Below are 25,514 nucleotides of genomic sequence, written 5' to 3' on the forward strand. Positions count from 1 at the left end.
AGGAAGTGAAAAGAAAGGCAGGTGCAGAATATGGCTGAAAAAAGAAAAGTAAATAAAACCGTATCTAAACAACAGCCTAAAAGGAAAAAAGCGCCTGTTAAAAGCGGTTCTCAAGTGTCGGGAAGTCCAAAGAAAAAAAGACCGCAGGGTACGGGAAGGGATTATCCCCGCTCCCGTTACCCCGCAGAAAGAAGCCCATACAGAGAGCCTGCAGGTGATTATAATCCGTCGATGTCCTATGCGGGAAGAGGACAGATGAGTTACGATGATTTTGTGAGAAACAGAGAGTTTTTTGGCGGAGATGAGAGGGAATACAAAGTCCACCAGCACCGCCGGACAGGAGGAACGGTGAAAAACAAACCACAGCAGGGAAGAAACAAACCAACAGGTGAAAAGAGTGTTCAAAAATCGGCACCGTCTCAGGCGAAAAAGTCATCTTCTTCGGCAAAGAAAAAAACTGTCAGCAGAGAAACAAAACCTGAGGAAAGAAACAGAAATCAAAAGCGTTCCAAGGAAATAATGAACGAAAGAGCAAGGCGCAGAAAGATAAAACGCCACGCCGGACGAGCTCCGAAAACCATGACGCCGAGAAAGAGAAAAATCAAGAGATTTTTAACCGCTTTTTCTATCTTCTTCGTTATTGCGGTTATAAGCGTAATGCTTTCCCTTACGGTGTTCTTTAAGACAGAAAGAATAATTGTAACCGGTGAAACAAGATACGCCCAGGATGAAATAGTAGAGCTCAGCGGAATTGAAACAGGAGAAAATATTTTTCTGTGTGACAAGGCGGCGGCTTCAAAGAAAATTGTTGACGCTCTGCCATTTGTAGCTCAGGCCAACGTGGGATTTGTAATTCCAAACGCCATAACAATCGAGATAGTAGAGGAAGTCCCCTCCTATGTAATAGGATATTCGGACGGTTATTACATCCTTGGCGAAAATGGCAGAATACTGGAAAAAACAGCAGATAATTACTATAATTTGCCGGTAGTTCATGGAACAGAAATGACCACAAATGTCATAGGCGAGTATGCGGACTTTACAGACGAGGATATCACAAATATTCTAAACCGGCTTGTAAATGTTCTGGAGGCTTACGAGTTTGATAAGGTTACTGTAATTGATATTTCAGACACAGCCAATATTAAGTTTGTATACGATAACAGAATTACTGTGATAATAGGATATCCTGAGGATATTTCCTACAAGGTGAAAACCGCACAGACAATCATAAATGAAAAGCTTGACCCAAACAATACTGGTCTTATAAAGGGAACCCTTGATGTTTCCATGTGCAAAGAAACCAGTAAGTCTTACTTCAATGAAAACGAAGTATATGTGCCGCCTCAGACACAGCAGGCGACAACCACTCCGACAGAGGAAACCACAGCGGAGGAAACGCAGGAAGCTACAGAAGCGGCTGAGGAGACTTCCGAAGAAACCACAGAAAGCGCAGCAGATGCCGCATAAGGGAACAATAAATCTGTGTTTTATGAAATTTATTAAGGTTAAATTTTATAAAAATACGATAATTTTCACAAACAGCAACATATTCTATAGATAACTTAAAGAGAAATGTCTGTTTTTGTTGGAAACTATGGTTTTGAAGAATATTTAAAAAAAAATTTAAAAAAGCGTTGAAATTTAGAGCGATATATGTTAATTTATTATGTATGGATTGTGTCATTATTATTTGGATAAATATGTCATTTACATATCGCTTTATGAAAAAAGGTAAGTGTAAACAAGGAGGACTTTAAAATGGCTTTCGCAGTTGAACAAGAAATGATGGAGTATTTGCCTGTAATTAAAGTTATAGGCGTTGGCGGCGGCGGCGGTAACGCTATCAACCGCATGGTAAAGATGGAAGTTCAGAATGTTGAGTTTATTGCAATAAATACAGACGAGCATGTTCTTCGTTTTTCCAAAGCCAACCAGAAAATCCAGATTGGTGAGAAGCTCACCAGAGGTAAGGGTGCAGGCTCTAAGCCTGAAATTGGTAAAAAAGCAGCAGAAGAGAGCAGAGAAGATATTGCAGCTCTTCTGAAAGATACAGATATGGTATTTGTTACTGCCGGTATGGGCGGCGGTACAGGTACAGGCGCTGCTCCTGTAATCGCTCAGATTGCTAAGGATATGGGCATCCTTACAGTTGCAGTTGTTACAAAGCCTTTCGGCTTCGAGGGTAAAAAGCGTATGGCTCAGGCTGAGCAGGGTATTGCAGAGCTTGCAGCTGCTGTTGACTCACTCATCATCGTTCCTAACGACAGACTCAGACTGGTTTCTGACCAGAGCATCACTCTCCAGAATGCTTTCTCTATCGCTGACGATGTTCTCAGACAGGGTGTTCAGAGTATCTCTGACCTTATCCTTATTCCTGGTCTTGTTAACCTTGACTTTGCAGACGTTACTTCAATCATGAAGGACGCAGGCAAGGCTCACATGGGTATCGGCAGAGCTACAGGCAAGGACAAGGCAAAGGTTGCAGCAGAAATGGCTGTTTCCAGCCCATTGCTTGAAAGCACAATCGACGGCGCTTCAGGTCTTCTTGTTAACATCACAGCAGGACCTACAGCAACTCTCGACGAAATCTATGAGGCTTCACAGAGCATCACAGAAAAGGCTAACGAGGATGCAAGCATCATTTGGGGTGCTGTTATCAACGACAACATGGACGATGAAATCAGCGTAACAGTTATCGCTACAGGCTTCGACAGCAACAACCTCGGCGCACAGTCTGCAAAGACTGAGGAGCCGGAAACACAGGCTGCTACTGCTGAAGAGAAAAAGCCGGAGAAGAAGGCTGAGAGAACTTCAAGAGTTATCGACGAAGACGACGACTTCTACAACATCATGTCCATCTTCAACAAATAATTTCTTTTATTTCCGCCGTGCCAAGGTTTACGCTGGATGTTAACGACAGCACACGGCGGGCGAGACTTTTGTTTCCGACCTGCAAAGGTTAGATAATGTATCTGACATCTGCACAGGCCGGGCGAGACCTTCCTTTTAATCTTTGGGAGGCTGCTCACATAGAGGTTTATTTTAAAATATGTAACAATTACCGTGGTTCCTTGAATTTTGAGCCACGGTTTGTTTTTTATCGTTTTGTATTTTATCTCGTAGGGGCGGATTAACATTCTATCGGTTAAAGTAAGCTCTATGATAAAAATAAGGCGGTTTAATCCAATGAAATTTACTGTTTGATGAACCCATTCCATATTTAAAATTTACCGTTGTGTTGCTGGGTAAATATTTAGTTTTACCCTAAGAGATAGCTTTTTGAAATAGTGATTTGTTACATCTAAAAGGCTGTATTTTAAATAACAATTTTTAATAAAATAATGGGCTTATCTTGTCATGTAAAATAAAAAAATACTTGACAGAATGTATGGTTATATGGTATCATTTGAAATTGACGGGGTGTGTTTATTTACGTAAAAAGTTGTTCGTAAATATGCTTAAAAAGATGTAAACATTCCGTTTTATTGTGTGAAAAACAGGAAACACATGAATAATTTGCTGTTGACCCGCCAAAATTATTTTGGTGGTTAACATAAATCAATTTCTTATTCATTAGTGAGGAAAGGAGGAAAATCATGCCAACCTTTAACCAATTGGTTCGCAAGGGAAGAGAAGTTTCCGAGAAGAAAGCAAAGGCTCCTGCACTTTTGAAGGGCTGGAACTCAAAGAAGCGCTGCGCTATCAACCAGAGCTCACCACAAAAGAGAGGCGTATGCACAGCTGTTAAAACTGCTACACCTAAGAAGCCAAACTCAGCTTTGAGAAAAATTGCCAGAGTTAAGCTTTCAAACGGTATTGAAGTCAGTTCCTATATCCCAGGTGTGGGACACAACCTTCAGGAGCACAGCGTTGTTCTTATTCGTGGAGGACGTGTAAAGGATCTCCCTGGTGTGCGTTACCATATCATCAGAGGCACACTTGATGCACAGGGCGTTGCAAAGCGTATGCAGGCTCGCTCTAAGTACGGCGCAAAGCGTCCAAAGGCAGGTAAGAAATAAGGAATTGACAAAACTACCCATTAAGTTATTTACGTAACTGTGATGCAATACACAGGTGCTTTATATATAAGCCTCTGTGTGGCATACGGGAGTTTGTCGCTTTCGAGTACCTATGATATCTCAAATATTGTGAAGGAGGGAAGTAAAGTGCCAAGAAGAGGCCAAATCGCAAAACGTGATGTTTTGCCAGATCCGCTTTATAATTCAAAGCTCGTAACACGTCTTATCAACAACATTATGTACGATGGTAAGAAGGGTGTTTCTCAGAAAATCGTTTATGGTGCATTCGACATCATAGCAGAAAAGACAGGCAAGGATCCATTGGAGGTATTCGAGCAGGCAATGGAGAATGTAATGCCTGTATTGGAAGTTAAGGCTCGTCGTGTAGGCGGTGCAACATACCAGGTTCCGATGGAAGTACGTCCTGAGAGAAGACAGACACTGGGTCTTCGCTGGCTCTCCAAGTATTCAAGACTTCGTGGAGAGAGAACAATGAAGGAGAAACTTGCAGGCGAAATCCTCGATGCTGTTAACGGTGCAGGCGGCGCAGCTAAGAAGCGTGACGATACACACAAGATGGCAGAAGCAAACAGAGCATTTGCACATTACAGATGGTAATTATATACCGGCAGCATAATTTTTAACAGGAGGATTTCATGGCTAGACAGGTTTCACTTGAAATGACAAGAAATATCGGTATCATGGCTCACATCGATGCCGGTAAAACAACAACCACAGAGCGTATCCTGTTCTACACAGGTATCAACCACAAAATGGGCGAAACCCACGACGGTGGCGCAACCATGGACTGGATGGTACAGGAGCAGGAAAGAGGTATTACAATTACCTCCGCTGCAACAACCTGTTTCTGGAAAAAACACAGAATTAACATCATCGACACTCCAGGACACGTTGACTTCACAGTTGAAGTTGAGCGTTCATTGAGAGTTTTGGACGGTTCTGTTACAGTTCTCTGTGCTAAGGGCGGCGTTGAGCCACAGTCAGAAACAGTTTGGCGTCAGGCTGACAACTACGGCGTTCCAAGAATGGTATACGTTAACAAGATGGATATCATGGGCGCTAACTTCTACAGAGTTGTTCAGATGATGAAAGACAGACTTAAATGTAATGCTGTTCCGATTCAGCTCCCAATCGGTGCTGAGGACACATTCAAGGGAATTATCGACCTCGTAGAGATGAAGGCTGAGGTTTACTATGATGACCTCGGTAAGGATATGAGAGACGAGCCAATTCCTGAGGATATGATGGAACTTGCTCAGAAATATCATGATGAGCTTATCGAAGCTGTTGCAGAACAGGACGAGGAGCTCATGGAGAAATACTTCAACGGTGAGGAACTCACCATTGATGAAATCAAGAGCACAATCCGTAAAGCAACTATCAACAACACCATGGTTCCTGTAACCTGCGGTACTTCTTACCGTAACAAGGGTGTTCAGAAGCTTTTGGACGCTATCGTTGATTACATGCCTGCTCCAACAGACATTCCTGCTATCAAGGGTATCAACCCTGAGACAGAGGAGGAAACATGCAGACATGCTTCCGACGAAGAGCCATTCTCAGCTCTTGCATTTAAGATTGCTACTGACCCATACGTTGGTAAGCTCTGCTTCTTCAGAGTTTACTCAGGTATGATTAAGGCCGGTACAACAGTTTATAACTCATCTAAGGATAACAACGAGAGAATCGGACGTATCCTTCAGATGCACGCTAACGACAGAAAGGATATCGACACTTGCTATGCAGGTGATATCGCTGCTGCTGTTGGTCTTAAAAATACAACAACCGGTGACACACTCTGTGACGAGAAGAACCCGGTAATTTTGGAATCAATGGAATTCCCGGATCCAGTTATCCGTGTTGCTATTGAGCCAAAGACAAAAGCCGGTCAGGAGAAGATGGGTATTGCTCTTGCAAAGCTTGCAGAAGAAGACCCAACCTTCAAGGCTTACACAGACGAAGAGACCGGACAAACAATCATCGCCGGTATGGGTGAGCTTCACCTCGAAATCATCGTAGACAGACTTCTCCGTGAATTTAAGGTTGAAGCTAATATCGGTAAGCCACAGGTTGCATACAAGGAAACAATCCGCAAGAATGCAGATGTTGACCAGAAGTATGCAAGACAGTCAGGCGGTAAGGGACAGTACGGTCACGTTAAGATCAGAGTTTCTCCAAACCCAGAAAAGGGCTACGAGTTCGTAAACTCTGTTGTCGGCGGTGCTATCCCGAAGGAATACATCCCTGCTGTTGACGCAGGTATCCAGGGCGCAATGCAGTCCGGTGTACTTGCAGGCTACAATGTAGTTGACGTTAAGGTAGAGCTCTATGACGGTTCTTACCACGAGGTTGACTCATCTGAAATGGCATTTAAGATTGCCGGTTCTATGGCTTTCAAGGAGGCTATGAAGAAGGCAGATCCTGTTCTTTTGGAGCCTATCATGAAGGTTACTGTTATCGTACCTGAGGAGTATATGGGCGACGTTATCGGCGATCTCAACTCCCGTCGTGGTATGATTCAGGGCATGGAAGCTGAAAACGGCGCACAGAGAATCAATTCTATGGTTCCGCTTTCAGAGATGTTTGGTTATGCAACAGACATGCGTTCCAAGACCCAGGGTCGTGGACAGTATGTTATGGAGCCAAGCCACTATGCAGAAGTTCCAAAGAACATTGCAGAAAAGGTTATGAGCGACCGTACAAAGAAGGACTAATCCTTTTTTGAAACTATAAAACACAAATTTTTCAGGAACTTACAACGGTATTTTCGTTGTAAGTTCTGAAAATATTCTAAAAAGCTATTGCAATTTCTAATTAAAATTGGTACAATAGCTACAATAAAGTAAATTTATCATTTACTAATAAAAGGAGGAAATTTCCAATGGCAAGAGAAAAGTTTGAAAGAAACAAACCCCATGTAAACATTGGTACAATTGGTCACGTTGACCACGGTAAGACAACTCTTACAGCTGCTATCACAAAGGTTCTCAACCTCAACGGTGAGGCAGATTTCGTTGATTATGCAAACATCGATAAGGCTCCGGAAGAGAGAGAGCGTGGTATCACAATTAACACAGCTCACGTTGAGTATCAGACAGAGAAGCGTCACTATGCTCACGTTGACTGCCCAGGACATGCTGACTATGTTAAGAACATGATCACTGGTGCTGCTCAGATGGACGGCGCTATCCTCGTTGTTTCTGCTGCTGATGGTCCTATGCCACAGACAAGAGAGCACATCCTTCTTTCCCGTCAGGTTGGCGTTCCTTACATCGTTGTATTCATGAACAAAACTGACCAAGTTGACGACCCAGAGCTCCTCGAGCTCGTAGAGATGGAGATCCGTGACCTCCTCAACGAGTATGAGTTCCCAGGCGACGACACACCAATCATCAAGGGTTCTGCTTACCTCGCACTCACAAGCGATTCTAAGGATCCTAACGCTCCTGAGTATCAGTGCATCCACGAGCTTATGGACGCTGTTGACAGCTTCATCCCAACTCCAGAAAGAAAGTCTGACCTTCCTTTCCTTATGCCTGTTGAAGACGTATTCACAATCACAGGCCGTGGTACAGTTGCTACTGGTAGAGTTGAGAGAGGTACAGTTAAGGTTTCTGAGGAAGTTGAAATCGTTGGTCTCACAGAGGATAAGAGAAAAGTTGTTGTTACAGGTCTTGAAATGTTCAGAAAGTCACTCGACTATGCTGAGGCTGGTGACAACGTAGGTGTTCTTCTCCGTGGTGTTCAGAGATCTGAAATCGAAAGAGGACAGGTTCTTGCAAAGCCAGGTTCAATTCACCCACACACAAAGTTCCGTGGCCAGGTTTACGTTCTTACTAAGGACGAAGGTGGCCGTCATACACCATTCTTCAACAACTATCGTCCACAGTTCTACTTCAGAACAACAGACGTTACAGGTACAATCTCTCTTCCAGAGGGCACAGAGATGTGCATGCCTGGCGATAACGTTGAGATGGATGTTGAGCTTATCACACCAATCGCTATCGAAGTAGGTCTTCGTTTCGCTATCCGTGAGGGTGGTAGAACAGTTGGTTCAGGCGCAGTTATCGCTATCAACGACTAATTAAAAGCCTAAGCTAATGCTTTAAATAAAAAAAGGAGCGGTCTATGATCGCTCCTTTTTGATATATAAAGATGAGGTGTAAAATGGCTGACAATTCAAAAGATATTATCACCTTGATAGATCCGTCAGGAAATCCCGTAGAATATAAATGGCTCGGCATGATAAAGCTGAGAGGTCAGAAGTATGTTTATCTTATGGAAAATCATGAAAATTGTCATGAGCTGACGATTTTAAAATATGAATACGATGAAGACCATGAAGCAGAAGCTTACCTGCCATTGACAAAAAAGGAATTGATAGACGAGTTAATGGAAATATTCAAAGAAGAATATAAGGACGAGTTTATTTTTTGATGTAATAATTGAAAAAACGGAAAAGTTATCAACGTTCCGGCTTTTTAATGTGGAAAACTTTTTAAAACGGAGATGAAAATATGGCTGAAAATAAAAAGAATATGACAAACGAAAACGGCGAGGACGGAATAATAGTTCTCACAAACGACTTGGGCGAAGATGTAGAATTTTTCTTCTTGGACTGCATCGAGCTTAGAGGCGAGGAATATATTGTTCTTATAGAGAATAATGACGAAGCAAACCAGGTTGTTATCCTCAAAATCGAAAGCGTTGACGATGAGCACGAAAACTATGTAGGAATCGATGACGAAGACCTTCTCATGGAAGTTTTCGACCTTTTCAAAGAGAGAAATAAGGACACTTTTGGCTTTGAAGAATAAAAAATCAGACGAAAGTCTTGACAAATTATAAAAATTCAATATAATAGTGATTAACAAACAAAATATCCCGTTTAAAGACTGTGAAGGGAACAAGACATGGTGTCACAATTCAGAGAGTCGGTGGTTGCTGCGAACCGATATTGTAATCTGTGTGTATAGCTCATCCCGGAGTTTTCTGTCCAAAAGCATTTTATGTAATTAAAACAGAACGGCAGACACCGTTATATGTCGGACTTTGTTGGAAGTCGCAGAGGAACGCACCGTGAGGTGTGTTTGAATCAGGGTGGTATCACGGATTTTTTTCGTCCCTTTTTACGGGACGATTTTTTTGTTTAGAAAAAAATTCGGAGGTTTTCAAAATGAAAAATTCATTTCACAAGTACATTCCATTTCAGCAGATAAATTTGCCGGACAGACAGTGGCCAAACAAGGTTATCGAAAAAGCTCCAATCTGGTGCAGCGTTGACCTGCGTGACGGCAATCAGGCTCTTATCGACCCTATGAACCTTCAGGAAAAGCTGGAGTTCTTCCACGCTCTCTGCGATATGGGATTTAAAGAAATTGAAATCGGCTTCCCATCAGCCTCAGAAACCGAGTACGAAATTTGCCGTGAGCTTATAGAGGGAAATCATATTCCAGACGACGTTACAATTCAGGTTCTTGTTCAGGCAAGAGAGCACTTGATTAGAAAGACATTTGAAGCCATTGAGGGCGCAAAAAATGTAATTGTTCATTTCTATAATTCCACCTCAACATTACAGCGCAAGGTTGTTTTCAAAACCGATATGGACGGCGTAATCGACATAGCCGTAAAGGGCGCAAAGCTTGTAAAAGAGCTTACAGAACAGTATCAGGGCGATACAAATATCCGCTTTGAGTATTCACCGGAAAGCTTCAGCGGCACAGAAATGGACAACGCTGTTGAAATCTGCGCAAGAGTTATGGAGGAGCTTGGCGCAACCAAAGAAAATCCTGTTATCCTCAATCTGCCAAACACTGTTGAAATGTGCACAGCCAACACATACGCAGACCAGATTGAATATTTTATAAAGCACCTGCCAAACAGAGAGGCAGCAATTATCAGTATTCACCCACATAACGACAGAGGCTGCGGCGTAGCAGCTTCCGAGCTTGCTCTTCTCGCAGGAGCAGAGAGAGTGGAGGGAACACTCTTCGGCAACGGCGAAAGAACAGGTAACCTGGATATCGTTACAATGGGACTTAACATGTACACCCAGGGCGTTGACCCTGAGCTTGATTTCAGCAATCTTCCTAAGTACAAGGAGATTTACGAAAGATGCACAGGCATGAAGATAAACGAACGCCAGCCATACATCGGCGAGCTTGTTTTCACAGCTTTCTCCGGTTCTCACCAGGACGCAATCAACAAGGGTATGAAGTACATGAAGGATACCGACTCCGACTACTGGGAGGTTCCTTATCTGCCTATCGATCCTGCGGATGTTGGCAGACAGTACGAGCCTATCATCAGAATCAATTCTCAGTCCGGCAAGGGCGGCGCCGCATTTGTTATGAACCACAACTTCGGCTTTGACCTTCCAAAGAAAATGCATCCTGAATTCGGCGCATTGGTTCAGGCAGAATGTGAGCGTGTTGAAAGAGAGCTTACCTCAAAAGAGCTGTACAAAGTATTTGAGGACAACTACATCAACCACAAGAAGAAATACGATCTCCTTGAGCATAAGCTCTACGACGAAAACGGCGACAAGGTTACATTCACAGGAACAATCAGAATGGACAACATTGAGGGCCACGACATCGCCATTACCGGAACAGGAAACGGTCCTATCGACGCATTCTTTAATGCACTCAAGGGCGTTGGCATTAACAATTACGAGTTCATGTCCTACAGCCAGCACGCTATTTCCTCCGGTTCAGACTCAAAGGCTGTGTCCTACATTCAGCTTAAAACACCAAGAGGCAACGACATTTTCGGTGTCGGCATAGACCACAACGTAAACTTCGCCTCAATCCTCGGTGTCCTCAACGCCATAAACCGCTCAGAAGTATAATTTATAACCGACGGGGAAAGGTTAAGCTTGAAATTAACTCCTGTTTTCCGTCGGGCGAGACGTTTTCCTAAGTCTTTGGAATGTCTCGCTCTCGGTTAGGTTTGATTATTTTATTTCCGCCTTGCAAAGGTTTGATTTAGAAATAAGCATCGTTTCAAGGCGTGCGAGACCTTTTGCTTAGTCTTTAGAATGGCTCGCTTTAATGTAACTTTTTATTTGATTTATTCTTTTAAAGAACTATATAATATGTAAAACACCCCCATGACTACAAATCATGGGGGTGTTTTTAGTGTATAGAAGGATAAAGTATAAAAGGATTATTTAAAATTAAGCGGTTTCCGTATTTAAATCTGCGTAACCTTTAGAATATGCATTTTCATTTACTGAGCTTAACAGAGCCATAACATTTTCAAAGTTATCATTTATAACTATATCCAAGCGGATAAGCTTATGATATTTGTCAAAGGCAGTGATATAGATTTTACCTTTTGCGTCGGAGTTGCTTTCTTCCATATCCTTATTGTTATATATATCTGTTTTCAAAGCCTCAAGGATTTTATCCATATCAGAAAAGTTTTCCTGATTAACAAGTATTCCGGTATCGGTTTCATAATCCAAATACTCAAGGGAAATAATTTCCGTAAAACGGTCAACATAATTTGAAATAATCTTGTAATCGTAAAGTCTGGAGGTTACAAAATCAGCAAGCATATTCTGAACTTCTCCGGAAAGTTCTCCGTATTCGTATTCCCTTGTAATATGGCGTCCATTGTTGAGAGTATAGTTTAATTTTAATTTCAAAAATCTGTTGTCCTCATCCATGCTTATAATAGCCCTGTTGGAGCTGTCAAAATTATATGGGAAATCATATATATTACTCAAGTTATCAACAATTTCCTGATGGATTTCGATTACATCCTCGATTGTTTCCTTGTCGTCAAAGGTTGTATACCTGTCAATATTGTTGTAACCGGTGTTGGTATCTTCGTCTATAGTGTAAAGACTGTAGCCGCCCTCTGAATCATAGAGATATATGCCCACGCTTTTAACGTCTTCTGCTTTCGGAACATTGGAAACATATCCGAACCAACCTGTAATAAGCGGAATATAGAACACAGAAATCAGCACGATTGCACATGCAAACTGCAAAAGACTTCTTGAATATCCCTTTGTTCCTCTTGCGTAGATGATGTGCAGAAGGAATGTGACACAGAATGCGCCGATAACTGCTCCTGCCAAAAACCAAAGATAGAACATATCAGAAGAGTAGGAGAGAACGCTGAAAAGCAATCCCAGAGCAACTCCGCCCACAAAGCCGGCTACTATCTTGATTATTATTGCAGGCATATTAAAGGCAAAGGCGTTTTGTGCTGATTCGGTGCGTCTGCGCTTTATAAGGAATATGCTTCCGGCTGTGCAGAGAACCGTAAACAGCAGCCACCAGCCTGTGTGTATGAATTGATAGGAGGTGAACTGGTCTAAGTCACCGAGAAAAGTTCCCATATAGTGGGATACAAAAGGCACAAGAGCGGTCAGCAATGTCATGCTGATATCCAAAGGAACATATCCGGGGAGAACAAGTGTCGGCAAATAATAAACCAGCGCCCATGCTATAGGATAAATCATGGAAATTACACAATAAGAGATAATGCCGTCAATTGTTGTTCCGCAGCAAACTGAAAGTAAAGCCACGAAAGATATGTTACTGAGTATTGCAAGAATAAGCATCATAAGACTTGCGAAAAATGAACTCAAGTCTATTGTTGTAACCTGTATCAAAAGTCCTATAAAAGAGATTAAAATAACAGGAACAATGCTCATAACCGCAGAAGCTAAATACTTTGAAACAAACATGTTTCGCCTTGTCATGGGGAAAGAAAAATACCAGTCAACACTTGTTTTCTTTTGCATATAGGCGAAATTTATAAAAGAGATAATCACGGAAAATGATACAGCCACAGTGGAGAAAAATGCGTTGTACATTATAAAGCCCGTGTCGTTGCCCTCAAATGTCATGGGGACTTTGCTTGTTATACAGAATACCGCCATCATGGGGAAAGAAAGAAACAGAAGTATAGTGTATATAAGCAAAGTGTATTTGTATTTCTTTATAGTCCAGCCCATAAGAGAAATACAGCGGTTAAAAGCTGTGTACTTATTTGATGTTTTCGATGTCATAACCTGCCACCTCCATTTCGCACATAAATATTTCCTCAAGAGTGAGGGGCAGGGATTCCATAAATATAGGTTCCTGCGCTTTGATTATTTTTTCAATATCTTCCTTGTTTCCCTTGGCGGTGAAGCTTATGAGGTTTCCGCTTCTCTTGATATTCAGAATTTCAAGACCGCCGATAATTTCATTCTGGTCAAAGTCCCTGTCAAAAGCTGCATGGAACTTGTGAACCTGTGTTTTTATCTCGTCCACGTCGTCCTCAACAACAAGGTTGCCCCTGTGGAGAAAAGCAATGTGGTCGCAGATATCCTCAAGCTCTCTCATGTTGTGAGAGGCGATGATAACAGACATACCCCTGTCGCTTACGTCGTTTATTATAAGCTGTTTTACAAGCCTGCGTATTACAGGGTCAAGACCGTCGAAAATCTCGTCAAGTAAAAGATACTTGGGCTTTGCGGAAAGGGCTAAAATCAAAGAAGCCTGCCTTTGCATACCCTTGGACATATTTATGAGCTTTCCTCTTCTGTCGATAGGGAATATGGAGCAAAGTCTTAAATAGGTTTCCTCACTCCATCCGCTGTAGATTTTGCTGAGAAGATTTGAAGCGTTGTCAAGGGTAGTTCCGTTGTAGAAAAAGGGAACGTCAGCCACGAAATAAACTTGGTCTTTAAGCTGAGGATTTTCAAAAATCGGTTTGCCGTCAATCAAAACATCTCCCGCTGTCGGCTGGTAAACACCGGAAATTGTCCTCAAAAGGGTGGATTTTCCGCTTCCGTTAGAGCCTACCAAAGCAAAAACAGAGCCGTCGCCCACCTGAAAATTAAGTTTTTTCAGGGCAAAATTTTTCTCAAAAGCTTTAGAAAGATTTTTTATCTCAATCATAATAACCCTCCGTTCATCAAAGCCTTGTCAAGTATCTCGGTGATTTCTTTCCTGCCTGCACCGCATTCTATTGCAGTGCCGATAGATTTTTCAACTTCACGCAAAGCGTTTTTCTTTCGCTCTTCAAATTTGTCCACATTGGGAGAAACAAAGCTTCCCCTGCCAACGGTGGAATATATGTAGCCGTCCTTTTCAAGCATCTGATAAGCCTTTGTCACGGTGTTTGGATTTATTCCCAGCTCCGACGCCACCGAGCGTATAGGCGGCAGCTTTTCATTGGGAGCCAAAACCCCGTGGGATATTAAGTTAACAGCGCTTAAATAAATCTGTTCATAAAGAGGCTGTCTTGCCATAAAGTCCACAGAAAACATAACATCACCATCCTTTCCCGATTTTTGATGACTAATTGTACTGTATCATCTAATACAATTATACACGGCGAGCAGTACAATGTCAATAGATTTTATTATATAAAATTTCTTGCTTGAATTGAGATTATATGATATTATTTTTATATATTTAACAGAGGTGATTAAACTATGCTGGATATCAAAAAGGTTTTTTTCTATGACCAAAATACAGAGGACCAAAGCACCGGAGAAATAACACAGCCTCAGGTGGACTTTTCTCTTCCGCCGGAAGAACTTTTATCCTTTGCCGATTCCTTACAGGAAAAGGCGGACAGAATGCTTGAAAGCTATCGCCTTTCCGACAGCGAACAGCTTTACAAAACTATTTTGAAGATTAGAGAAAAACTTCTGGGTGAACAGCATAATGTAACAGCATCAACATACCTTTATATGAGCATTATCTATTTGAGAAAAGGTGATTTGGAAAAAGCCGGTTTTTATTCCGGCAAATATGAGAATATGAAGTTCAGTACCGACGACAACCATGCTTTTTCAGACCCCTACATGTACGACAACAGCACGGGAGAGGTTGAAAACATTGAAATTGACTACACACTTCCTAAGGAGCAGCTTTTATCACTTGCGGATTCATTGCAGGAAAAAGCTGATTCCCTTTTGGAAGAATTTTGTCTTTCCGACAGTGAAAAGCTTTTTGACCCTATTTTGAAAATCAGGGAAAAATATCTTGGAGAAAACCATCCCGACACAGCCGTCACTTACTTTTCACTGGGACGTCTTTCAAACAGAAAGGGAATGTTTAAAGACTCCATAGATTACTACAAAAAAGCCATAAAAATAAATGAGGAAGCTTTCGGACAAATAAGTATAGAAAACTGGGAAATTTACAACTACCTGGAAACCGCCTATTCAAATATAGGGGACGAAGAAAATTTAAGAAAAGTAAATCAAATACTCGACACTTTAAAAAATGAACTTGACCTATAAAAAATCCCCCGGCAAGAAATCTGTTTCTCACCGGGGGATTCCCATAGAAAGGGGAAAAACCGGCCACTATGTGACCGGTTTTGATTTATAATGTTATCGAGTTAATCGTATAAGGCTTTATTATTCTTCTGTCTCTTCTGCTTTCTCAGCGTCTGCCTTAGCAACCTTAGCGTCGCCCATATCATCGAACAAGTTAAATCTGAAGAGCTTTGACTCGTCTTCTTTGTTCTCGCAGATGATGTAAGCTTCTGAAATCTTACCGCCTTCGATGAGCTGTGTCAAGCCAACAAGCTGGCAAAGTTTGCTCTTAAGATTGAGATGATCTCCCTCACGTGTGATCAAGTACACATTACCTTTGCAAGTGTCAAGCACGGCGAGGAACTCAGCAACATTAACGTCATGTAAACTAATTGTAGGTGTCATAATAATTTTCCTCCTTAAATGTTTCGTGCTGCCATTTACCATTTGGCAATTTAATCTATACCGAAGATAGATTTTTATATTCATCGGTAGTCAAGCGGACTCTTTACTTGACACCTACATTATATCCATACGAACCGTAAATGTCAACAACTTTTTTCTTACAACTTTGTAAATTTTGCGAATTGAACATCCTATTTAAGCGGTTAAAATTTGAATTTTTTGTATAATTTGCACATAATATTTGATGATGAAATCGTTTCCAGAACTTGGGCTCTCTTGAATTTTGGTAAAAATATACTTTTATAAAAACTTAGGAACAATACAAATATTATAATTGCCGAATTTGAATTTTTACTTGTTTGTAATCATTTTTTTTGAGGATAAAAAAATCCCATATTCCCGTAAAAATATGTTTTTATATTCTATTTTCTTAAAAACATTGTTAAATTCACAGACCTCATGTATAATAAGGGTAAATGATATTTCAGAATCTGAAAAGGAGAGTTACTATGCTTAACGAGCAATTCAAAATTTTTAAAAGCGGAACAGATATCCGAGGTGTTGCCAGCGAAGGCGTTGAGGGTCAGAGCGTAAACCTTACCGATGAGATGGTTTACAAAATGGCTGACGGATTTGTGCTTTGGCTTTCAAAGAAGCTTTCAAAAAAAGCCGAAGACCTTACAATTTCCGTTGGACGTGACAGCCGTATTTCAGGCCCTCGTATTGTGGCTTCCGTTACAAAGGCATTTACCGACGACGGCGTAAAGGTTCTTGACTGCGGACTTGCTTCAACACCTTCTATGTTTATGACAACTGTTGACCTGAAGTGCGACGGTGCTTTGCAGATTACCGCAAGCCACCACCCATTTAACAGAAACGGCTTGAAGTTCTTTACCCGTGACGGCGGACTTGAGGCAAGCGACATCGAGGAAATCCTCACCTATGCTCAGGAAAATGAAACACCTGAGAAAATCGGCGGCGGTACAGTTACCCCTACAAACTACATGGAGCAGTATTCAAAAAATCTCCGTGATATGATTTGCAGAGAGGTAAACGCAGAGGATTACGAGCATCCTTTAAAAGGATACAAAATTGTTGTGGACGCAGGAAACGGCGCAGGCGGTTTCTATGCTTCAAAGGTTTTGGAGCCTTTGGGCGCAGACACAACAGGAAGCCGTTATCTTGACCCGGACGGAATGTTCCCAAACCACGTTCCAAACCCTGAAAACGAAGAAGCTATGCAGTCAATCTGCGAAGCCGTTAAGGAAAGCAAAGCAGACCTTGGCGTTATTTTTGATACAGACGTTGACCGTGGCGGAGCCGTTGACAGTTCAGGCAACGAGATAAACAGAAACCGTCTTGTAGCAGTGGCTTCCGCTATTGCTCTCGAGGGCAACGACGGCGGCACAGTTGTTACCGACTCTATTACATCATCAGGACTTAAAACATTTATAGAGGAAGATTTAAAGGGAAAGCATTACCGTTACAGAAGAGGCTATAAAAATGTAATCAACAAGGCATTGGAGCTTAACGCTCAGGGAATAAACTGTCCTCTTGCCATTGAAACCTCAGGACATGCCGCAATGCGTGAGAATTATTTCCTGGACGACGGCGCATATCTCTGCACAAAGATAATCATCAAAATGGCTCAGCTTAAACAGCAGGGCAAAGAGCTTGAGGATTTGACAGCGTCCCTCAAAGAGCCTGTTGAGTCAAAGGAAATCCGTTTCAAAATCAAAGAAAAGGATTTCAGAGAGTACGGCGAAAAGGTAATTGCAGACCTTGAAAAGTACGCAGAAGCTCAGGAGGGCTGGAAAATTGCCGACGACAACCGTGAGGGAATCCGTGTTTACTTTGACAAGGACAACGGCGACGGCTGGTTCTTACTCCGTCTTTCTGTTCACGATCCGATAATGCCTCTCAACATTGAAAGCGACACAAAAGGCGGCGTTGACATAATCTTCAACCAACTCAACACCTTTCTTTCCCGTTATTTTTGATTCCGACCTGCATAGGTTAATCTAATCTTTAGGTTCAGCACAGGTCGGGCGAAACCTTTATTTTTATCTCCGCCTTGCAGGACTTCGTTTAAAAAATAAACATCATTACAAGGCGGGCGAGTTTTTTATCTCCGCCTTGCAGAACTTCAGCTTGGAAATAAACGTCGTTTAAAGGCGGACGAGACCTTTTCCGTAGTCTTTGGAATGGTTCGCTCTCGGTTGGGTTTTATTTATATTTGAATTGTTACAGCCATGGTTATTTATTAAACCATGGCTGTTTTTTATTTTTCTTATATAGAAATATAATTCGTGAGTGCGGATGTTTTAATCCGATCCTACGAGGTATTTTGTTTAAACCAATCCTTTTTTCACCTTACAGGTGAAGTTGTTGGTTTCTATTTTAAATACAAGTGTTTTATCAACCACCGCTTTTTCGCCGCTCATATCGAAATATCTTCCGGTTTGGGCGTACATAAGCTTATTGAGAGCGTCGATTTTTTCGTCCGTATCGGAAATAACCTGGGGATTTCCCCAGCCGATTATACTTTTATAGGCGTAAGTGTAGCCGCTGGCTTTTTCTGCGGCTATGAGCTTATGGCCGCAGTCCATTTCAAAGCAAACAGTTTCGCCTTTTTTAATTCCGTCGGTTTTTCTGCCCTCGAGGGCGCTGTGAAAATAAAGTGTTAAATTATTTTCCTTAATTTCATAGCCGAAGTTCATGGGAACAATATAGGGAACACCGTCACAGCACAGAGAAATTCTGCAAACCTTACATTCCTTTAAAATATCTTCAATTACATTTATGTCTTTTTCTTCAAGATTTTTTCTTCTCATATTATCTCTCTTTCAATATCCCTGCATTTTTGAAATAGCCACCACAATATGTGTTTTTACAACCTTAACCAAGGTAAACAGAGAAGCCAGAATAACGCTTCTTGTTTTATAGTCCAGATTTTTAAAGGATTTTAAAATTGTCTTTGAATTTTCAAACCAGTTTTCCGTCAGCTGGCCTATGGTTTTGGCGTCGGTTCTGTCAAAAATTTCAAAAATAGCGTCAATAGCCTTTTGTCTTTCTTCAAAGGACATCTTATCCATCCAGCTTTTTATTGTACTGTCAAAAAACATACTGCTTTTTGTGGCTGATTTAATATGCTTAAAGCTTTTGCCGACGATTTCCCAGGAATATATATCGTGCTGCATAAAGCCCATTTGATTGCTTTTGATAATTTCGTATTTTGCATCGTTGTAGAAAAGCATACCAACTATAGAGGACTGGGGAACATAACGGTAAACCAGCTTCATAACATTCTTTTCTTCGATTTCCTTAAATACCTTTTCGGTAAATCCCGGAGAATCGTGGCAGTAAATGGCTTTTACTCTGTCTGCGTTTTGCTTTTCACAGTTTGCCACGGCATAAATGGCGATTGTGCCGCCCTTTGAGTGACCGCCGGTTATTATATCACCTTTTGTGTTTTCGCATACATAGTTGAAATATCTTACACCCTCCTGCTGTGAGGGGATAACAGGAAGAAAACTCATGTTCAAGTCCTCTTTCCAGCCAAGAAAAGTGTCGTCTGTTCCACGAAAAGAAATAAAAATCTGACCGTTTCCCATGAATATGGTTATTGCGGCGAACTGCATTTCTCTGTGTGGGTCAAGGATATTTTTATAGGCGCAAAGCTCCATTTTTTTAAATCTCTGGCTTTCCGCCATAGCAGCCATAAGGGGAACATCATCGTGCCATAAAACCTTCTTGTATGGGTCACGGTATCTGTTTAAAAATTCTTTAAAAGCTCCCAAAACTGTTATTTTGTGGGTAACATGGCTGGATACGATGTTGTGAAAAGGTATATAAGATACCCTGGACAACACAAGGCTGTCAATTTCATTAAAAGGCATTTCCTCCAGCGTCTTGTCGCCGTATTGGTAGATGTAATCTATTATATCTGCCATAACGCCACTTCCAATCTGATAATTTTTATATACCTACACTTACTCCATAATACTTTTATATTAATACACAGATTTACAAAAATCAAGGTTTTATTTCTTAAAAATAAATTAAAATTATAAAGGAATTAGGTGATGAAAAACGTATAATTATTGTAAGGAGGCGATAGATATGGATAACGGTGAAAGCAGCTGCCGCCGTTTTCTTCAGGGAGATAAATCAGCTTTCGACGATATATTAAAGGAGTACCGCCAAAGTCTTACCTTTTTCATTTACAGGTATGTTAAAGACTATGACGAGGCGGAGGACATTGCTATAGATGTTTTTGTGGAATTTCTTTCCCACCCGAAAAAATACAACTTTAAAACCTCACTTAAAACATATCTTTTTATGATTGGGAGAAGCCGGGCTTTGGATTTTTTAAGACGAAGCAAAAAGCACAGAAAAGCCGACATTGAGGAGCTTGACAAAACAGCAGACAACAGCGGTTCTCTATGGGAGGAATTTATAAGGGGAGAGAGAAGCAGGGCTTTAAACGAAGCCATAAGCGGACTTCCTGAGGATATGAAAATAGCTGTGCATCTTGTGTATTTTGAGGGGCTTTCCTATGAGGAAACGGGAAAGGTAATGAAAAAATCGAGAAAGCAGATAGATAATCTCCTTTACAGGGCGAAAGGAAAGTTGAAAATTGCTTTGTCAGAAAAAGGAGTTGAGCTGTGATGAGAAATGACGAAGACTTTAAAAGGGAAGTTTTTAAACGATGGGAAGTGAAAGCAAGTCTTGAAAAAATGAGAAAAAGAAGAGCGCTGGGTTCTCTCTGTATTTTTTTGGTTGTCTGTGCTTTTGCTGTTCCCACGTTGCTGAATATGAACACTGTGCCGGAAAGCAACAATTCCATTGATAACGGAGTTGACGTGAGCGTAACCGTTCCGGAAAATGGTGAGGAATTTGCAACTGAGGAATCAGGTGACTGGCAGATTGAAGTGGATACAGGGGAGGCTGTAGAAGAACAGGACGGAAATGACGGAATAGTTTTAGAACCTACAGCGGAAATCAGCGACAAAACAAGCGGTGAAATAAGGACTATTTCCTCAGAAAATATTATGGAGTTTTACAGCCTAATTGAAAGCGTATATGACGTAGGTGACTATGAAGAAACGGAACATCAGGAAAGATATGTGATAACAATTTCAAGTTCCACAGGAGATGAAATTTATTCCATATCTGAGGACGGATATATAATGAAAAACAACGACGGACGCTGGAAAAAAATTCCAGATGATAAATTGCAGGAGATAATAAACTTTGTATAGGGGGGATGTTTTATGAAAAGAATAGCTTGTTTGTTTATGGCGGTTACTCTTTTGCTGGGACTGACAGCCTGTGAAAGCGGGGAAAAGAAAGACCTTACGTCGGATATAAATCCTCAGCAGGTTAAGGGAAAAGAAACAGATGAAAGCTTTGAAAAGATATACGCAGACTTTGCTGTAAAAAGCTTTAAAAATTTTACCGATAAAGAGAAAAACTCTATGATTTCCCCTGTATCAATAATGCTTGCCCTTTCAATGACCGCAAATGGGGCAGAGGGGGAAACCCTTGAGGAAATGAAAAATCTTCTTGCCGAGGGTTTGGAAACAGAAGAGCTTAATCAATACCTTTACACCCTTTCCGAAAAGCTCACTCAAGGGGAAAGCGCAATGAAAATTGCCAACTCTGTGTGGTTTAGGGATGATGAAAACCGCCTTCAGGTAAATGAGGATTTTTTGCAGACAGCGGCTGATTATTACAATGCTCAGATTTTTAAAGAGCCTTTCAATGAGCAGACATTAAATGACATAAACGACTGGGTAAAGAAAAACACAGACGGAATGATTGAAAAAATTCTTGATGAAATAGATATTGATACGGTGATGTACCTTATAAACGCCATAACCTTTGAAGCCCAGTGGGAGAGAATTTATTACGATACAGAGATATTTGAAGGAACCTTTTACAACAGCGACGGAAGCGAAGCTCAAAGGGAGTTTATGTATTCCGAAGAAAACAAGTACATAAGCTTAAATGGCGCCGAGGGATTTATAAAGGATTACAAGGGAGGAAATTTCAGCTTTGCCGCCTTGATTCATCCTGAGAATATGGAAATTGATGAATTTATAGAGGGCTTAGAGGGTGAAACTTTGCTCAATGCATTTAAAAATTATGAAAATGAACCTGTGGTTGTAAATATGCCCAAGTTCTCCAGTGAATACGAAATAGAGCTTAAAGAACCTCTTATAGATATGGGAATGGAGAGAGCTTTCGACAGCGGAAAAGCAGAGTTTGAAAAGATGTGCACCTCAACCAGAGGGAATGTGTATATAAACCGTGTGGTTCACAAAACCTTTATAAATGTGGACGAAAAAGGAACAACCGCCGGAGCAGTCACAATGGTGGAAGCTAACGACGAAGGAGCAATACTTGGAAAAGAGGTAAAGCTCGACCGACCGTTTCTATATTTCATTATAGATAATGAAACAGGTATTCCTTTGTTTATGGGAAAAATATTAAATCTAACTTAAAAAACAGCATCAACGGTCATCCCGTTGATGCTGTTTTGCTGTGTCATTATTTAGATGTGGAAGTCTTTAAATATTTAATTGCTGATAAGGCAGCTTCTGCGCCCTCGCCTACAGCGGTGGCTATCTGCAATACTCCGCCAATGCAGTCGCCTGCGGCAAAAATTCCCGGAATCATTGTTGACTTGTCTTCGTTTACGGAAATTCTGTTGTTTTCTATCGGAAGTCCCAGCTTTCTTGCAAGCTCTCCGGCTCCCGCAGTTCCCAAAGCCACAAACACACCGTCAAGGGGATATATATTTCCGTCCTTTGTCTTTACGCCGGAAACCTTTTCCTCTCCCTGTATTTCCTCAACTGGTGAGGTTACAATGCTTATATCCTCGGGGAAATCAGCGGTTATCTCTTTGCCGTCTGTGAAAACTGTTATGGAATTTACAACACCTTTCAGCGCCATAGCTTCGTGAAGTGCATATTCGCCGCTTCCGAGTATGCCGACATTTTTTCCTCTGTAGAAAAATGCGTCGCAGACTGCACAGTAGCTGACGCCCTTTCCTTCAAGTGTATCAATACCCTTGATTTTTGCTGTGCTGCGCTTGTTGCCGGTGGCTATAATCACGGCTTTTGCTTCATAGCGGTTTGACTGAGTTGTAACGGTGAAATTTTCCATCCACTCTATCGATACTACCTCTTCCTTTGCGAAAACGGCTCCCAAAGCTTCAGCCTGGATTCTGCCCTTTTCCAAAAGCTCTTTTCCGGAAATCACTCCGCCTGTGCCGAAATAGTTTTCTATTTTGTCTGTCTGCTGGAGAGCGCCTCCGTCCTTTCCTATTATAAGGGTGTTGAGATTTGCTCTCAGTGTGTAAAGAGCCGCCGAAATTCCGGCAGGTCCGGCTCCTATAATTATTATGTCATACACGGCGCTCACTCCTATTTAATTAGTATATGATTAAAGCATTCCGAGGATTTTCTGTTTCGGAACAACGCCTACGGACTGGTTTACTACCTGACCGTTTTTAATTACTACAAGTGTTGGAATACTCATAACTCCGAAGGATGCGGCAAGGTCGCCCTCTTCGTCAACATTTATTTTTCCAACCTTAATCTGAGGGTTTTCCTCTGCGATTTCATCAACAACCGGTGAAAGCATTCTGCATGGGCCGCACCATGATGCCCAGAAGTCAAGAAGAACCGGCTTGTCGGAATTTAAAACTTCTCTTTCAAAATTGTTCTGTGTGATTGTTAATACTGACATATTTATCGCTCCTTATATTGGTTTTGTTTTATTACTGTTATGATTATATTTTTTAAATTGTTTATTCAGTTTTTTACTGTAATTATATAATACACGCATAAGGCAAAAAAATCCAGTGATTTAATCACAAAAGGAATTATTTTAAAGACACTATCCGAATAAGTATTTACAGAAAAAAGAAATTGCAATAATTTGTATACAAAATAATGGCATCAAGTTGTTTATAAATATTGCTGGTAAATCTCCTTTTGTTTGTAATCTTTTTGTAATATTTCATGTGCTAAAAAGGTATTTTGTGCATGTAGTAGAGTTTTTTCAGCGGAAATAGGCCGATATTCTACGTTTAATACAGAGAAAAACAGACTTAAGTGTTGACAAAATTGTTACCAGTGTTGTATAATACAAGTGCTTAGGATGACGTGCTTAGAATAGCAAAAATTAAGGAGGATAAAAATCATGTCTAAGAAAATTATGAGCGTAATGCTCGCAATCTTCATGCTGGCATCTCTCTGTGTTGTTGGTCTTACATCAGCAAGCGCAGCAGATATGTATAATCCTGGTTACAGAATGTCAGGTGAGACAGGCGGCAACAATTACGCAAAAGCTGGTGACACAATCACCGTTACACTCTCAGTAGATACAAACGATCGCTATTCAATCAATGCTCAGATGGAGCTTTTCTATGATAGCACAAAGTTGCAGTTTGTTGAGGATACTGAAGATGTATTGTGGCCAAATCTTTATGTTCCAGGTAACTCTTTTGTTTACAACTTTAACTACTCAGCAGCAGATGCACCTTTTGCAAAGGGTATCCACTTCAACTATTCTATACTCAAGGGTCTTGACTTGTCTAACGGCAAGGAAATGATGTATCAGTATACATTTAAGGTTCTTGAAGATGTTAACAACCTTGACGAGTTGTTCTGCCAGGAATTCCACGTATTCAGCTTGTATGATGCAGCCGGCAAGCCAACACAGGGCGATCCTTACACAGATGTTGTTGCAAAGGATAATTCCGGTTTGACAGACGGCGTTACAGCTTCTTTGGTAATCTCTGGCGGATATGCTCCAGTAGTAATCGATACAGCAGCTCTTGAGGCTCTTATTGCTGAGGCTAATACATATGTAGAAAATGGTGGATATACAGCTGATTCTATTGAAGCACTTAAAGATGCAATCGCAGCAGCTGAGGCAGTTGTAGCAGCTCCAGAGTCACAGGATCAGGTTGATGCTCAGGTAGTAGCTCTTCAGGCAGCTATTGATGCACTTGAGAAAGAGCAGGGTCCGGTAGAGATTGACACAACAGCTCTTGAGGCTCTTATAGCAGATGCTAAAGAATATGCAGAAAAAGATATCTATACAGAAGAGTCTGTAGCAGCTCTTAAGGATGCGATTGCAGCAGCTGAGGCAGTTGTAGCAGCTCCAGAGTCACAGGATCAGGTTGATGATCAGGTAGTAGCTCTTCAGGCAGCTATCGATAATCTTGTTCTTGTTCCAGGTGCAGTTGATACAAGAGAGCTTGAGAAACTTGTAGCAGAGGCTAAAGAACTGGTAGAAAAAGATGGATATACAGAAGAGTCTGTAGCAGCTCTTAAGGATGCAATCGCAGCAGCTGAAGCAGTTTTGGCAGCTCCGGAGTCACAGGAGAAAGTTGATGAGCAGCTTAAGGCTCTCCAGGCAGCTATTGACGGTCTGAAAGAGGTAGACGATACACCAGTTGAGAGTACAACAACAGAGCAGGCAACAACTGAGAAGCCAGAAGCTCCTCAGACAGGTGAAGCTTCAACAGCAGTTGCTCTCATGGTAGTTGCTATCATGGCTGCAGGCGTTGTAATCTTCGCTAGAAAGAAAGCTACAAAATAATTGATTTCTAAGTAAGTACATATATTAAGTTAAAACTTAATTGCTTTTTGATGATTTGCCCCTCGGATTTTTCTGAGGGGTTTTCTTTTATAAAAAATAACAGGGCGCATTTATTATATGACGCCCTGTTGCTTTTTATTATTCGTTTGTAATGGAAACTATATATA

At 41.2% G+C, this 25,514-nt stretch carries 23 protein-coding genes and 1 other annotated feature; of the genes, 15 read left to right on the top strand and 8 right to left on the bottom strand.

Translation table 11 applies throughout. The features are described from left to right. The first annotated feature begins 30 nt into the window (after nt 1-30). The 9 genes from B5F08_RS09680 to leuA all read left to right on the top strand — a co-directional run bounded on the left by B5F08_RS09680 (nt 31) and on the right by leuA (nt 10,893). A complete protein-coding gene (locus B5F08_RS09680; RefSeq protein WP_087378727.1) occupies nt 31-1,470 on the top strand; it encodes a cell division protein FtsQ/DivIB in 1,440 nt (479 codons plus the stop codon). Nucleotides 1,471-1,761: 291 nt separating this feature from the next. Next, nucleotides 1,762-2,874 (top strand): cell division protein FtsZ, encoded by a 1,113-nt coding sequence (gene ftsZ, locus B5F08_RS09685; RefSeq protein ID WP_087378729.1) that lies wholly within the window; start codon nt 1,762-1,764, stop codon nt 2,872-2,874. 725 nt (nt 2,875-3,599) lie between these two features. Then, nucleotides 3,600-4,022: a 30S ribosomal protein S12 gene (gene rpsL, locus B5F08_RS09695; protein ID WP_087378733.1), complete on the top strand. Its 423-nt coding sequence runs from the start codon at nt 3,600-3,602 to the stop codon at nt 4,020-4,022. A gap of 147 nt (nt 4,023-4,169) precedes the next feature. Further along, nucleotides 4,170-4,640 (top strand): 30S ribosomal protein S7, encoded by a 471-nt coding sequence (gene rpsG, locus B5F08_RS09700; protein WP_087378735.1) that lies wholly within the window; start codon nt 4,170-4,172, stop codon nt 4,638-4,640. A 38-nt stretch (nt 4,641-4,678) separates the two neighbouring features. Next, nucleotides 4,679-6,757: an elongation factor G gene (gene fusA / locus B5F08_RS09705; RefSeq protein WP_087378737.1), complete on the top strand. Its 2,079-nt coding sequence runs from the start codon at nt 4,679-4,681 to the stop codon at nt 6,755-6,757. A 167-nt stretch (nt 6,758-6,924) separates the two neighbouring features. Continuing rightward, nucleotides 6,925-8,127 carry an elongation factor Tu gene (gene tuf, locus B5F08_RS09710; protein WP_087378739.1) on the top strand — a complete coding sequence of 401 codons (1,203 nt, stop codon included), beginning with the start codon at nt 6,925-6,927 and terminating at the stop codon, nt 8,125-8,127. Between the two features lie 83 nt (nt 8,128-8,210). Further along, nucleotides 8,211-8,480, top strand: a complete 270-nt coding sequence (locus B5F08_RS09715; protein ID WP_158096277.1) for a DUF1292 domain-containing protein — start codon at nt 8,211-8,213, stop codon at nt 8,478-8,480. A gap of 80 nt (nt 8,481-8,560) precedes the next feature. Then, entirely contained in the window at nt 8,561-8,860 is a 300-nt protein-coding gene (locus B5F08_RS09720; protein ID WP_087378743.1) for a DUF1292 domain-containing protein, read from the top strand. Nucleotides 8,861-8,931: 71 nt separating this feature from the next. Further along, nucleotides 8,932-9,173 (top strand) — a binding site (T-box leader). A gap of 46 nt (nt 9,174-9,219) precedes the next feature. After that, nucleotides 9,220-10,893 (top strand): 2-isopropylmalate synthase, encoded by a 1,674-nt coding sequence (gene leuA, locus B5F08_RS09725; protein WP_087378745.1) that lies wholly within the window; start codon nt 9,220-9,222, stop codon nt 10,891-10,893. Nucleotides 10,894-11,220: 327 nt separating this feature from the next. Here the strand turns inward: leuA and B5F08_RS09730 are convergent, their stop codons facing one another. From B5F08_RS09730 to B5F08_RS09740, 3 genes are read right to left on the bottom strand one after another with little or no spacing between them, the layout of a single operon-like run. Beyond that, on the bottom strand, nt 11,221-13,071 hold the full coding sequence (locus B5F08_RS09730; protein WP_087378747.1) for a hypothetical protein: 1,851 nt from the start codon (nt 13,069-13,071) through the stop codon (nt 11,221-11,223). Beyond that, a complete protein-coding gene (locus B5F08_RS09735; protein WP_087378749.1) occupies nt 13,049-13,948 on the bottom strand; it encodes an ABC transporter ATP-binding protein in 900 nt (299 codons plus the stop codon). Before B5F08_RS09735 ends, B5F08_RS09730 begins: the two co-directional genes overlap by 23 nt. Continuing rightward, the gene (locus B5F08_RS09740) at nt 13,945-14,319 is read right to left on the bottom strand and encodes a GntR family transcriptional regulator (protein WP_087378751.1); all 375 of its coding nucleotides are present in this window, start codon (nt 14,317-14,319) and stop codon (nt 13,945-13,947) included. The genes B5F08_RS09735 and B5F08_RS09740 overlap by 4 nt, the downstream gene beginning before the upstream one ends. Nucleotides 14,320-14,487: 168 nt before the next feature. On the opposite strand from B5F08_RS09740, the gene B5F08_RS09745 reads away from it, so the two are divergent. Continuing rightward, a complete protein-coding gene (locus tag B5F08_RS09745) occupies nt 14,488-15,303 on the top strand; it encodes a tetratricopeptide repeat protein (protein WP_087378753.1) in 816 nt (271 codons plus the stop codon). Nucleotides 15,304-15,423: 120 nt separating this feature from the next. Here B5F08_RS09745 and B5F08_RS09750 read toward each other — a convergent pair whose 3' ends face one another. Next, nucleotides 15,424-15,726, bottom strand: a complete 303-nt coding sequence (locus tag B5F08_RS09750) for a hypothetical protein (protein ID WP_087378755.1) — start codon at nt 15,724-15,726, stop codon at nt 15,424-15,426. Between the two features lie 509 nt (nt 15,727-16,235). Between B5F08_RS09750 and B5F08_RS09755 the strand changes: the two genes are divergently transcribed. Next, a complete protein-coding gene (locus tag B5F08_RS09755) occupies nt 16,236-17,726 on the top strand; it encodes a phosphomannomutase/phosphoglucomutase (RefSeq protein ID WP_087378757.1) in 1,491 nt (496 codons plus the stop codon). 351 nt (nt 17,727-18,077) lie between these two features. Here the strand turns inward: B5F08_RS09755 and B5F08_RS09760 are convergent, their stop codons facing one another. Both B5F08_RS09760 and B5F08_RS09765 read right to left on the bottom strand, forming a co-directional pair. After that, nucleotides 18,078-18,560, bottom strand: coding sequence for a pyridoxamine 5'-phosphate oxidase family protein (locus tag B5F08_RS09760; protein ID WP_087378759.1), 483 nt, complete (start codon nt 18,558-18,560; stop codon nt 18,078-18,080). Between the two features lie 12 nt (nt 18,561-18,572). Beyond that, nucleotides 18,573-19,679 carry an Mbeg1-like protein gene (locus tag B5F08_RS09765; protein WP_087378761.1) on the bottom strand — a complete coding sequence of 369 codons (1,107 nt, stop codon included), beginning with the start codon at nt 19,677-19,679 and terminating at the stop codon, nt 18,573-18,575. Between the two features lie 169 nt (nt 19,680-19,848). Between B5F08_RS09765 and B5F08_RS09770 the strand changes: the two genes are divergently transcribed. The 3 genes from B5F08_RS09770 to B5F08_RS09780 are packed head-to-tail and all read left to right on the top strand — an operon-like array spanning nt 19,849 to nt 22,235. Next, nucleotides 19,849-20,397: an RNA polymerase sigma factor gene (locus tag B5F08_RS09770; protein WP_087378763.1), complete on the top strand. Its 549-nt coding sequence runs from the start codon at nt 19,849-19,851 to the stop codon at nt 20,395-20,397. Continuing rightward, complete coding sequence (locus B5F08_RS09775) at nt 20,397-20,990, top strand: hypothetical protein (protein ID WP_087378765.1); 594 nt, start codon at nt 20,397-20,399, stop codon at nt 20,988-20,990. The genes B5F08_RS09770 and B5F08_RS09775 overlap by 1 nt, the downstream gene beginning before the upstream one ends. Nucleotides 20,991-21,002: 12 nt before the next feature. Continuing rightward, complete coding sequence (locus B5F08_RS09780; protein ID WP_087378767.1) at nt 21,003-22,235, top strand: serpin family protein; 1,233 nt, start codon at nt 21,003-21,005, stop codon at nt 22,233-22,235. 46 nt (nt 22,236-22,281) lie between these two features. On the opposite strand, the gene B5F08_RS09785 is transcribed toward B5F08_RS09780, so the two are convergent. Together B5F08_RS09785 and trxA are read right to left on the bottom strand one after the other, a co-directional pair. Beyond that, complete coding sequence (locus B5F08_RS09785) at nt 22,282-23,148, bottom strand: NAD(P)/FAD-dependent oxidoreductase (RefSeq protein WP_087378769.1); 867 nt, start codon at nt 23,146-23,148, stop codon at nt 22,282-22,284. A gap of 30 nt (nt 23,149-23,178) precedes the next feature. After that, the gene (gene trxA / locus B5F08_RS09790) at nt 23,179-23,484 is read right to left on the bottom strand and encodes a thioredoxin (protein ID WP_087378771.1); all 306 of its coding nucleotides are present in this window, start codon (nt 23,482-23,484) and stop codon (nt 23,179-23,181) included. Nucleotides 23,485-23,940: 456 nt separating this feature from the next. Here trxA and B5F08_RS09795 point away from each other — a divergent pair, with 456 nt between their 5' ends. Beyond that, nucleotides 23,941-25,347 (top strand): LPXTG cell wall anchor domain-containing protein, encoded by a 1,407-nt coding sequence (locus tag B5F08_RS09795; protein WP_087378773.1) that lies wholly within the window; start codon nt 23,941-23,943, stop codon nt 25,345-25,347. Nucleotides 25,348-25,514 lie beyond the last annotated feature (167 nt).

The organism is Anaeromassilibacillus sp. An172, assembly GCF_002160515.1.
GTDB lineage: Bacteria > Bacillota > Clostridia > Oscillospirales > Acutalibacteraceae > Limousia > Limousia pullorum.